The organism is Allomuricauda sp. TY007 (assembly GCF_010468565.1).
Classification (GTDB): domain Bacteria; phylum Bacteroidota; class Bacteroidia; order Flavobacteriales; family Flavobacteriaceae; genus Flagellimonas.
The window spans coordinates 1-11,409 of record NZ_WUEG01000012.1; the positions used below are offsets into that span (position 1 = coordinate 1).

Annotated in this window: 9 protein-coding genes and 1 pseudogene; 2 read left to right on the plus strand and 8 right to left on the minus strand. The window is 40.0% G+C overall.

Annotation, left to right across the window (positions count from 1 at the left end; all coding sequences use genetic code 11):
* Positions 1 to 296: pseudogene (locus GO009_RS12885) on the plus strand (selenocysteine lyase); the annotation flags it as partial.
* Between the two features lie 160 nt (positions 297 to 456).
* Here GO009_RS12885 and GO009_RS12890 read toward each other — a convergent pair.
* The 5 genes from GO009_RS12890 to agaR all read right to left on the minus strand — a co-directional run bounded on the left by GO009_RS12890 (position 457) and on the right by agaR (position 5,712).
* Positions 457 to 699, minus strand: a complete 243-nt coding sequence (locus tag GO009_RS12890) for a hypothetical protein (protein WP_163626656.1) — start codon at positions 697 to 699, stop codon at positions 457 to 459.
* Between the two features lie 699 nt (positions 700 to 1,398).
* A complete protein-coding gene (locus GO009_RS12895) occupies positions 1,399 to 2,217 on the minus strand; it encodes a class II fructose-bisphosphate aldolase (RefSeq protein WP_163626657.1) in 819 nt (272 codons plus the stop codon).
* 1 nt (position 2,218) lies between these two features.
* Entirely contained in the window at positions 2,219 to 3,166 is a 948-nt protein-coding gene (locus GO009_RS12900; protein ID WP_163626658.1) for a carbohydrate kinase family protein, read from the minus strand.
* A 10-nt stretch (positions 3,167 to 3,176) separates the two neighbouring features.
* Complete coding sequence (locus GO009_RS12905) at positions 3,177 to 4,463, minus strand: class II D-tagatose-bisphosphate aldolase, non-catalytic subunit (RefSeq protein WP_203532458.1); 1,287 nt, start codon at positions 4,461 to 4,463, stop codon at positions 3,177 to 3,179.
* A 463-nt stretch (positions 4,464 to 4,926) separates the two neighbouring features.
* On the minus strand, positions 4,927 to 5,712 hold the full coding sequence (gene agaR / locus GO009_RS12910; protein ID WP_163626659.1) for a transcriptional repressor AgaR: 786 nt from the start codon (positions 5,710 to 5,712) through the stop codon (positions 4,927 to 4,929).
* Between the two features lie 163 nt (positions 5,713 to 5,875).
* Here agaR and GO009_RS12915 point away from each other — a divergent pair, with 163 nt between their 5' ends.
* Positions 5,876 to 7,033: an SIS domain-containing protein gene (locus GO009_RS12915; RefSeq protein ID WP_163626660.1), complete on the plus strand. Its 1,158-nt coding sequence runs from the start codon at positions 5,876 to 5,878 to the stop codon at positions 7,031 to 7,033.
* A gap of 91 nt (positions 7,034 to 7,124) precedes the next feature.
* On the opposite strand, the gene GO009_RS12920 is transcribed toward GO009_RS12915, so the two are convergent.
* The 3 genes from GO009_RS12920 to GO009_RS12930 all read right to left on the minus strand — a co-directional run bounded on the left by GO009_RS12920 (position 7,125) and on the right by GO009_RS12930 (position 11,204).
* Positions 7,125 to 9,053, minus strand: coding sequence for a glycoside hydrolase family 36 protein (locus GO009_RS12920; protein ID WP_163626661.1), 1,929 nt, complete (start codon positions 9,051 to 9,053; stop codon positions 7,125 to 7,127).
* Between the two features lie 110 nt (positions 9,054 to 9,163).
* Positions 9,164 to 10,276: an amidohydrolase family protein gene (locus GO009_RS12925; RefSeq protein ID WP_163626662.1), complete on the minus strand. Its 1,113-nt coding sequence runs from the start codon at positions 10,274 to 10,276 to the stop codon at positions 9,164 to 9,166.
* Positions 10,277 to 10,352: 76 nt separating this feature from the next.
* Positions 10,353 to 11,204, minus strand: coding sequence for a PIG-L deacetylase family protein (locus tag GO009_RS12930; RefSeq protein WP_163626663.1), 852 nt, complete (start codon positions 11,202 to 11,204; stop codon positions 10,353 to 10,355).
* Between the last annotated feature and the right edge of the window lie 205 nt (positions 11,205 to 11,409).

An 11,409-nucleotide genomic window follows, 5' to 3' on the forward strand; every position in this document is an offset into this window, starting at 1 on the left:
CGTGCGCAAGCACCTTTGCCCATTATCTTTTCGGGCTGGACCGGGCAAGGTCTTCACAGATCATGGAGGACATTGATGGGAAAGACCTTCGAAACAAACCAGGATGGGTCCGTGTCTCCCTACATCCCATTATGGACGCTGATGATGTAAGATATATTACCGGGGCCCTCCGGGAAATTGTGCGGAACAAGGACGAATGGGAAAAAGATTATCAATACAATCCCAAAAACAACGAATTTGAATACCTGCACAAGAAGCCTATGGACCTGGGGAGGGACACATTTTTTCAATGGTAGGACAATACCTTTTTTTGAGTTGGTCAAGGAGACAGTCCCCTTTTTGGGGGCGGCCTCTCAAAAGGGAGGGTTTTTCACTGCAATCCCTCACACATTGAGGTAAAGGAAATGGGCAATGAAATGGGCAGAACAGATATGCTCAGTTCAAAGCTGTCCCCGTTCAGGTTTCCCTGGAGGTTAGGAATTCCTTGGCCACATTATGGAACACTTCACTGTCCAAATATGCTTCCAACCATTCAACGAAGTCTGTAAGTACCTTGTCATTCCTGGAATATTGCAAATCAGACGCCTGTTCCCGCGATGCCCAATTGGACCACTCCCGGATGTTCCTTTTATGGGGAGGTCTTTGGAGGAAGGCATCTAAAAGATAGGTGCTGGCCCATCCTTGACCGCGGTGTGGCAACTATATGGTAAATTTACGACAAAGGGTTGCATAGATTTTTACTTTGGTCGATAATAAAAAGACTTTCTTACTCTGAACTGTCTACCCATCCCATCAATAAAAGTTTCAACAAAGTCTTTTACCTTGCCCAATATCCGGTCAGATGAGGTGGTTCTATCTCTTAAGTTAGGCTTTTGATTCATAACGGCAATCTCTTATCCCGTAAAGGTTCTTTTTCTGTAAAAAGATATGTAAATACCCCGATCTTTAGAGCAGTTTTTCTACAAACCAAAGATGCTGGCATTGAACAATGTTCGGAACAAGATTTTGGCAGGGCTTTTTCTGTTGTGAAAGGAGGAACGCCCTATATGGTCCTGTCTCAACATGCAGCTTGAAAATAAAAGTTGAAATAGGTTTTGGATTTATCTTGGACGGTTTTGAGTATAAGCAGTATCGGATTTAAGCAACTGATTTTTAGTTTACAATATATTTTAATTTACGTAAAAACGGTTTGAGTGCAAACTCGAACCGCTATTGCTTATATAAGTTGCTGTGGGCAGTTTTTATTCTGTGTTCTCAATTTTTGGTGTAGAAATATGAAGCGGCAAGAATTCCGCCTATTGTTATTACTTTTGAACAGGAGTTTATTATTAGGATAGTTCCATCTTACAGAGATTTGAAAAATAGAAAACGGGAGTTATAACCGATATTTTAGTTCTTCTATATAAAATTAATGGTGTTCAGTTTCTGAACAACCAAAGAAGTTGCTTCTGCGGTTGCTTTTGGGAATACCTCCCGAAGGTCTATGTTGTTGGTATCTTTGAGCTCCCCCTGCAGTGATTTCATGAAAATGTTCTTTATCTCAGTGGCCAAATTAATCTTGGTGATGCCCTTTTTAATTGCCATTTGAAGCTGATCATCGGGAATTCCCGAACTCCCGTGAAGGACGAGAGCTGCTTCAACGCTTGAATTAATCTCCTCGATGAGGTCAAGTTGTAAGTCTGGTGTCTTTTTATAAAACCCATGAGCGGAGCCCACAGCAATGGCCAATGCATTTACTCCAGTGGATTCAACAAAGAGCTTGGCTTCTTCTGGGCGTGTGTAAATCATGTCTTGGCTTTGCCCCAGTTTTGAAATATAACCCAACTCTGCTTCCACATTGATTCCATAGCTTTCTGCATAAGCCACAATTTCCCTTGTAATTTTTATGTTTTCGGAAATGCTCTTCTCACTCGCATCTATCATTACTGAGTCAAAACCTGCATCGATACAACGCTTGACCAAGTCAACATTTTGTCCATGGTCCAAATGCAGCCATGCTTGGACGCCATATTCTGAAATAGAGCCCCTAGCTAGCGAAATAGCTACTTCAAGTCCCAAATAGTTAATGGAACTTTCAGATAACTGGAGGATTATGGGAGAATCAGTTTGTTTTGCAGCGGTAAGAACCGCCGATAATGTTTCAAAATTGTAAAAATTAGTGGCGAGAAACGCTTTTCCAAATCTCTTGTTGATAATCAATTCTTCCTTTAAACCCATGCTAAAATGTAAAGTTAAATTTGTCCATTACTACTTTTTTTATGTGTTCCAAATTCTTGAATGATTTGGTTCCACCGGCTTCCATTGTATTAATTGCTCCCATGGCATTTCCCAATTCAACACAACGTTCCAAATCCAATCCATCTATGAACCCACAGACAAAGCCCGCATCAAAGCTGTCACCAGCGCCAATGCAATCTACAACGTCTTCATTTACAAAAGCTGGCTTGGTCAATAGGTCGCCATTGTGCCAAAGATGCGCACCATTAATACCATCCTTTATCACGATACTATTTGAGTACGGCTTGATTTTTTCAATGCCACTTGTTAGGGATGTACTGTTAGTGATATTGTTGAACTCTACTTGGTTGGGTAACAAAAAATCGATATTGGGGAGAAGTTCTTCAAGGTTTAGAACCCATTCTTCAGAAGGATCCCATTGGGGGTCCATGGAGGTGGACAATCCTAATTTTTTTGCCCGTTTGAACAAATTGTGGGCTTGATCTTTCAGCTTTTTCTGAAGGAAAATGGAGCTTAGGTGCAAATGCTTTGCAGATAAGAGCATTTCATCGGTAATGTCTGCTTCTTCAAGGTGCTCCATGGCCCCGGGGAAAGTAACATTGGCACGATCCATACCATAGTTCATAACCATGGTCAGGCCGGTATTGTGTTTTTCCGAAGCAATGATACAATCCGTATTTACATTTTTCTCTTGAAGGGATTTTTTAACTAAATTGGCAAAGTCATCATTTCCGGTAAGGCCCACAAATGCAACGGATTTTCCCATCGAACTCAGATTACTGGCAAAAATTGCTGAACTACTCCCAAGGGTTACGGTAAGTTCTTGTGCAAGAATTTCTGTGCCAACCTTAGGGAATCCATCAATATTATCCAGGATCATATCCACGTTAAGTTCACCTACAACCAAAACATCGAAAGACTTTGCCATATTCAAATTTTTAAATTATTGGTTCTTCTTCAAGAAGATGTTCGTTCAAATCGATCAAATTGAACATAAAGTAGTATTTATCCATCGCTTTCTCTATTTTGGATAGGACAATTTCTTCGGCTTTGATATTGTTCTGCTCCAAATTACAATACATTAGGCGTCGCGCCATCTCTACTTCGGGTTGTTGCCAGATATATCTACAACCTGTTTTGATAAGCCATTCCTGACGTTGAGGGGAATTAGCGTGAAAATTACTGGGATCCTCTTCTTTTGAGAGCCATTTTTTCCATCGGTTAGAGGAGATTACAGCTTGCCACAATACCTCTTTAAGGTTTGAAAGCTTTGCGATTTTTCCATCATCGTATAGTTGGTGTTCAATTTCGGCTAATTCCATAAGACTTTCATATTCTCTTTCTGTGTATTCAGGTCCTACATTGGCACCGCCCATTCCTGAAGTAGGATAAGCTTCTGGATTTGTCACGTTGTCTGAATAGTGTCCCTTAATTACACTGCCATAATCGTCAGCAATTTTTACAATGGTGGCTGCCACTTCTGGGTCAAATTCAGTAGTATGGAGATCGGTGCCTACTTTCCCTACAACAAAGCAAGGCCATGTGTCTACAAGTCCTTCCTTCTCCAATCCAGTTTTGAGAAGTTCAAAGAAGCTTTTGAAAACCATAAGGTCAACAAGACCTCCATGGACCTCTTCGGTACCAACCTCGTACGCAATTCTCGGCAGGCCTTTACCTTTTCGATAATTTTCGCAGTGTTTGATGAGTTCGACAGTTCGATCAACCACCACCTTTATGTCTATGATTTCATTGGGATTTAATGTGATATCTATGGTTGGGTCTACATGAATCAAATCATAACCGGCATCTATTGCAGCTTCGAAGGATAGTTTGACCTCCCTCATGGCCTCTTCCAAGGAGAGTTTTTCCAATCTATGCCTATCCTTTAGCCATGGACCACCATGGTCTATGGCAATAATCACCGGGGATTTTAAATTTATCGACCTTGCTTCTTGCCTAATGGTCTGGACAAATTGTTTGGGTGTCAAACCTGTATAACCACCGTCTCTATCCACTTGGTTAAGGGTCGTTGCAAATTTTATGGGGGCATTGGCGCGTTTTGCAGACCTTAATGCCGCTTTCATTACTGATATTGAATTAGGACATGCGGCCAAAATGGTTCTTCTAAGACCGCTTTGTCGGGCAAGCGCCTTATTTTTTTTCAAAATATATTCCATTAGGGAAATATCCTTGGCTTTTGCATTTTGTCTTACTACTGGATTCATAGAATAAAAAAATAAATCAATATTGATGTAAAATATGCATGAGAATCATAGTGCGTTATCAAATACAAAGATAAAACAAATAAAAATACTTTCATAAACTTTCAATAAAATTGAATTAACCTTTTTATTGTTACTGTTATTGTATATGTTGGAATTATATCTTTACCTGTAAGCGGAAGACAGGAGGCAAAAGTTTTTACTCCTGATAGAGAAATGGTGGTCCGAAGCTCTCTGAAGTAATAGCCATTGACTGATTTACAACTTTTACCTATGTGTGCTATAAGAAAGGATGATTTGAAACAAGAAGGAGTGTAACGGTATTGCTTTCAGCGGTTTAATGAATAAGAGAGAACAGCTGAGGAGTAGTGTTTTATGATAAATGGGGCTGGTTTATTGGATTATTTGGTGTATTTGAGATTAAAATATACCATACTTGTCCATGCCCAATTAAATAGATATTGTATTAGGCAATAATTACTTGGATATTTTGATCAGCTAATTTTTCTTTATCTTCCATACTAATGTTTTCATCAGTGATAACAACATTGATTTTGTTGGGGGGGCAGATAAATGCCAAGCTTCTGCGTTTGAATTTACTTGAGTCGGCCACGAGTATTACCTCTTTTGCAATTTCAATCATGATTTGGTTTAAATGAGCCTCTTCAATGTTTGGAGTAAAAGCACCTTCACTGGTATCAAATCCATCGACACCAAGAAACAACTTGTCCACGTAAAAGTTTCGAATGCTCTTTTCGGCAAGTGGCCCCACCAAAGAATGGGAGTTCTTGCGTAAGGTTCCTCCTGGGACAATTATATTTATATTGGGGCTCTTTATTAATTGATCGGCAATATTGAAGGCGTTGGTAATCACATTGATAGAAGAGTTGGGGTTGAGGTTCTTGGCAATTTCCATAGTTGTGGTTCCCGAATCCAGAACAATGGTCTCACCGTCATTCACCAAGGCAGCGGCCTTTTTTCCAATACGCATTTTTTCAGTATAGTTCATCTTATCCTTGTCGGAAAGTTGAAAATCTGTTCCCACGGCATTCTCGAACAACATTGCGCCACCTCTAGAGCGAATAAGCAGTTTTTTTGATTCGAACAACTCCAAATCATTTCTGATTGTTACTTCGCTTACCCCAAATTCTTCACTAAGCTCATGGACAAAGACTTGACCATTTTGCTCCAACATGTTCAATATTTTTTTTCTGCGCTCCACAGTTGAGCGTTTGTTTCTTTTACTTTTCATTCCCTTACGACTTTTAAGTAATCAAGGGGCAAGATAAGAACATATATTGCTAATAGGCACATTTTTTTCCGATTAAATTACTTATAATATAATACGAAACTATAAAAAGGTTTTATATATTTGTAAAACAATGTTATGAAAGTTTATACATATATTATATAAAATGAATTATCTTGATTTAGAAGAATCAGAGTTGAAAACACTAGGAGCCTTAGAGACGGCAAAAGAAATATCTGGCCAGCCTGAGCTATGGATTGACATTTTCAAAAAGTTAGTAATAGAACGAGAAAGGATATCGTCTTTCATGAACCAGGCACTTGATTCAGTGACAAAAATTATTTTGACAGGGGCCGGCACCAGTGCATATATCGGCCATTCCGTGGAAGGGGCCATGCAGCGCAATACCGGATTAACGACGGTATCCGTTGCAACTACTCATTTGGTATCTCATCCCCAGGACTATTTCCAACCTGAGATACCCACCCTTTTGATTTCATTTGCAAGATCTGGGGATAGCCCTGAAAGTGTAGCGGCGGTTCAATTGGCCGATAAGTTTTGTGATAACTGTTACCATTTAATAGTTACATGTAATGAGGCTGGCAATTTGGCGAGTTTTGATTACAAAAGTGAAAGCTTGGTTTGTTTGTTGCCCCCAGATGCGAATGATAAAGGACTCGCAATGACGGGAAGTTACACTGGAATGTTGTTGGTGGCTTTGCTCTTGAGTGAAATTGACCACATCACAGAGATGGAAAAAACTGTGGAAACCCTTACCAATTATGCAGAAGTCTTACTTAGTAAAAAACTTGATGTGATACGTAATGTTGCTTCAGGTAAATTCAAGCGAGCTGTTTTTTTGGGTTCAGGACCGCAATATGGTACGGCTATGGAGTCGCATCTTAAGCTACAAGAGTTGACGGATGGAACCATAATATGTAAAAATGATTCCTATCTCGGATTTAGACATGGGCCTAAAGCAGTGGTCAATGAAGAGACGCTATTAGTATACTTTTTCTCCAATAATGAAAATGTGCTTCGTTACGAGCTTGATTTAGTAAATGATATGGCCAATGGAAAAAAACCATTGAAGCAGATAGGGGTGGCCACCCAAAAGCTTGACGCATCTTCCATTGATGAACTTATAGTTTTGGGCCAACCAGGGCAATTGTACAAGGTAAAAGAAGAATACTTGTCTGTGGTAACTATTCTACTGGGCCAGCTGATTGGTTTTTATAAATCGTTGGACTTAGGCCTACAACCTGATTCCCCATCAACGACGGGAGCGATATCCAGAATTGTGCAAGGAGTCAAGATATATTAGTTGTTGTATAACAAATTCCTATACCATTAATAAGAAGTAAAAGGGGCTCAAACTGCTATGTGTTTCTTGTAGCCCCTTACTGTTCTTCCGATTATTCGGGGGTGGCCACCAACAGCAGAAAATTTTTGAAAGAAACTTGGTAGCTAGCATTTTTTCCTTTCACCTTTCCCAGCACCATATCATTGAGGTAGCTGTAAAGCGTATAGTTTTTATTGGGCCTAAGACCTTTGAGTTTAATTTCTCCACTCCAATCATCAGCATAAAAGGCATAATAAATCCTCCCATCTTTTTGGATTACATGGGTTTCGGGTTTGTCATAACCCAGATCATATAGTCCTCCCAAATATTCTCCTTTGGAAAGCATCAATTTATTATATAATCCAAACCATTTTTTCCAGATTTTTTCCTTTTCGGGGGTTAGCAAGTTATCTTTAAGCGAAGAATGATCATCCCGAGGGATGGTAAACTTTGTTCCCAAAACTGCACCTATGCCAAAAGAACTGGCAAAATCATTGCCATTGTCGCTTAATTCCACATGATCACCATAGTAAGCGGTTTTAGGGGCCAAGGCCTTATAGGCTTTCCCTTTGTGTCTTATCTGCCAACTGGTTAGGGGGTCGGAGGAGACTGTTTGGTTTATTGATGCCATGTTAAAATAAGACATACAAGTCCCGCAGGGACAGTTTTCCACAACCGCACCAGGTTTAAGATATTGGGCTTCATCATAGATCATTTGGAAGTAATCAGGAAGCGATTCAAATGATTCTTCTGGGTTGTCAAGAGAGTGATCTGGAGCAACGGAGTTTAAATGTTGACCGTCCATTTTAAGACCATCAAAGCCCCATTCGTCCAAAAAAAGTTTTAGAGTCGCCTTAGTGTGGTCAATAGTAACCTTTTTGGTGGGTGATAGGTAGTAGGAATCCCACCAGTTTATGTACTGGGGCGAACCATCTTTACGCAGTACCTTGCTGTCAGGGAATCGCTTGAGTATTTCACTGTTTGGATCGGCAGCCAATGGTGTCCACCAAATTTTGGCTTTAAGACCATAACTATGAATTTTTTCCACTAACCTTTTTAAATCACCATCTCCATTGGCGAACTTTTCGGGTTTTGGCCGCCAATCTCCTTCGGCAATTTGGTAGCCATCGTCCAAAACAACCCATTTTATTCCGAGTTCCTTGACCTTTGGCAGGGTGGCCATTATATCTTCCGAAGTGAAGTTTTTGCCGTACCCCCATGAACACCAAATGGGATCAAAGGCTGTTTCTTCCCGAGCTTCCATTTGTATCCCTTTGGACTGCATGAGTTTGGAATATTTGGCAAGGGAACCATAATAATCCCCATTTCCCAAGGAAATAAATGTCTCCAAGGTATTTAAACTGTCCCCAATACCAATTAATTTTCTTTCGGAATACTCTTTTTCAACAGCAACTTTGCCAAGAAGGGTATTAGGCTCGAATGAAGTTGGGAGGTTTATTCGTTTTGGCGTTTTTTCCAAATGCCCCACCGAAATATTTATGTCCCGTCTCCAAATAGAAGTGATGGGTATACCACCACCATAATCAGTGTCATTCATTCCCATATAATTTTTTTGATAGTATATGGTGTCCAATGGTTTGATCCAATCATCTCTGCGTGAGGAAGAACTACCCTGAAAGACCCAAAAAGGCGGTGAATCGTTTTGGGAAGGGATGGTGTAAGCATTGTTGGACCAATTCTCAAGTACGAGGACTTTTGAGGAATTATTGACATAGGTCACCTGTGTGGAAATAAGGTCAGGGAAGTCTTCAAAGGTTTGTAATGACAGTATCTTTTTTATGTTCAACCCTTCCGATTGATGAACACCTTCCAAAATCCATTGGTCTCCCTTAAATTTTTGATTGCTTCCGTAGGATTTATATACTTTTTGAAGCGTAAAATCAACAATGGTACCTTCTTCTATTTCCAGGGTCTCAGAGGCTTGAAAAGTGGTCATCAGTACCTTGGAATTGGAGAATCCACTGGAAACCTTGGTTTTCATTTTATGATTTACTTCATAGACGAGGGATCCAGATGTTATTTTTAGAAGCGACTTATTTGGATTTTTATGACATCCCAATAGGCTTAAGGTGATGAATAACAGGGCTTTTTTCATTGCCTCAATAATTTTCTTGCGTTCTCATAGTAGACTTTTCTTAAGATGGTATCATTTAGTTCCAAACCGTTCAAGGCCCAGTGGTATCCAAACAGATCATGCTCGTAAAAATGTTCGTCTGCGGTCTCTAGAATCCGGAAAGTAGTTTCGTACATAGACCCTTGTGTTCCTAGGTCTGTACCGTATAACAATCTTTCTTGATATTTCTCGAAAAAGGAGGCCACAGTCCTGGGTATTGGACCGATCTCGGCATATCTTGCAGAGATGTCGGCATATAGGTTCGGATATTTATCGAACAAAGTTCCAAGGATGTTCAGATCATAGCTGCAATTGGCATAGTGACAGGCTATGAAAATTGTCCCTGGGTTTTCGGCAACCGCTTCCTCCAATGTCTGAATCAGTTCCGAATGTGCCAATACATCCGAATTGGATTGGTCAATTTTCCAGTATTTGGCATTCATTAAACCATCATTATGGACATCGATGGGTTTGTACATCCAAATGGGTTCTGCAACATGAATATTTATTGGCATGCCCAATTCACCGCAGCGCTTCAAAAGCGGTTGCATCCTGGGGTCGTTAAGGTGCATCCCCAATGCCTTTTGTGGCTTGGAATAGAAGAGCCCCAAGCCTTTATCCCCCAATTCACCAACACCTTTAGCACCCACATTAAAACAACGTTCCAATTCTTTAATGGCTTTTTTGGACCATCCTTTGTCATTGTAACCCGAATAGTCAAAACCGCACCATATGTCAAATCGGTCTCCATATTTCGAATAGAGCTTATAAATGCTGTCAAACGCTTTTCCGGTTTGGTAACTAAGGATCACTGTTTTTTCAATACCATGGGCATCCATGGTCCTGACCCAATCCTGTATTTCACTTTCAGAGGTGGTATAAGCGTGTGAATGCATATCTATGACAGGATATTTTGCTTTTTGCACTTTATGCTTTGGGGTGTTGTGTAGCGATATTGGTCTGTAATCTTTCAATAGTATGTCTTGCTGAGCTGTGCCAATATTGGGGCAAATTCCAATCAAAAACAAAAGAACCCATGCTTTGAAGAAAATAGAATCTGTTTTAAAATTCTTTTGAAATGTTTGTGTCATGTTTTTTAGAGGTTGAATGTTTAACTAAAGTATGGATGCTCTATAAAGCTTTTTCAGTATAATTGGAATAGTGGTTTCAACGCTCTAAAAATAAATCCTGTGATACACTTGGGGCTTTAAGCAAGGGTCTTAAGAAGACCTTTCTGTCACCTTCTCGCCAGTGTTCCTCCCTCTTTTTCATATTTTCTATTGAAAATTGAGTCTTATAACAATACATGGCATTTATGGAATTTTCCAAATCTTCTTCTGAGTAGGATACTATTGTGGTAAGGTAAGTATCGTCAACTCCCCTCAAAAGTTTGGTTTCCTGATTGTCAATATGGGACGTAGGGGTGCCCACGTAGAAAAGGGAAGTGGGCTTGTCCCTGTTTTTGCTTAAAAACACTTGAGTGATGGATGCTCCCACTATTCTATGATCCATGTGGTTGGAGCCCCCGTCCGGGCCCCAGGTAATAATTACATCTGGATTGATTTCGGAAACCAAGCTGTCCATTTTTTTCATGATTTCCTGAATGTATGGAACATGCCCGAAGAATCCTTCCTTCAGTTTTAATTGGTCGTGGTACCCCATCCAAATTGGAGGTGCAATACCGATCTTTTCTGCAGCACAATTAAGTTCAATGTTTCTAAGTGCCGTTAATTCATCTCCAGGGGATAAGTTGGTTTGTCCTGTACCATAACGACCGTCCGTAACGGTGACCAATTGTACAATAGCTCCTTCCCGTGCATACTTGGACATTAGGGGAGCTATGTAAAGTTCATCATCTGGATGTGCAAAAACAGCCATGATGGTTTTTTCCTTAAGGGATGTTTTGGTAATGTCCGATGAAACCATTTGCGTTTTTTCGATAACGGCATTGCTTGGTTTGCAACTGAGTGTCAGACCAAAGGCCAATAAAAAATATAGAAGATTGTGTGTGTGTCTCATGTAGTGGGAATGGTTGGCAAGCCGTAGGGAGCTTTTTTTTGAGTTGTAGTAACTATTTTTCATGTTATATATATTAAACCTGTTTTTTTTGAATTTTATCTATACGGAACAAAAGCAACGAACTGCAAGTGTCCATTTGCTGATGCAAGAGTTCATTTTTTATTCCCTTCTTATGGAATAGTCTGAAAACATCTTGTCTTTTTTT

Excerpts from the sequence above, each read along its gene's own strand:
- GO009_RS12905 (WP_203532458.1), bottom strand. The coding sequence starts at position 4,463 with ATGAATCCAGTAGTAAGACAAAATGCAAAAGCCAAGGATATTTCCCTA.
- GO009_RS12895 (WP_163626657.1), bottom strand. The coding sequence starts at position 2,217 with ATGGGTTTAAAGGAAGAATTGATTATCAACAAGAGATTTGGAAAAGCG.
- GO009_RS12925 (WP_163626662.1), bottom strand. The coding sequence starts at position 10,276 with ATGACACAAACATTTCAAAAGAATTTTAAAACAGATTCTATTTTCTTC.
- GO009_RS12930 (WP_163626663.1), bottom strand. The coding sequence starts at position 11,204 with ATGAGACACACACACAATCTTCTATATTTTTTATTGGCCTTTGGTCTG.
- GO009_RS12900 (WP_163626658.1), bottom strand. The coding sequence starts at position 3,166 with ATGGCAAAGTCTTTCGATGTTTTGGTTGTAGGTGAACTTAACGTGGAT.
- GO009_RS12915 (WP_163626660.1), top strand. The coding sequence starts at position 5,876 with ATGAATTATCTTGATTTAGAAGAATCAGAGTTGAAAACACTAGGAGCC.
- agaR (WP_163626659.1), bottom strand. The coding sequence starts at position 5,712 with ATGAAAAGTAAAAGAAACAAACGCTCAACTGTGGAGCGCAGAAAAAAA.
- GO009_RS12920 (WP_163626661.1), bottom strand. The coding sequence starts at position 9,053 with ATGAAAACCAAGGTTTCCAGTGGATTCTCCAATTCCAAGGTACTGATG.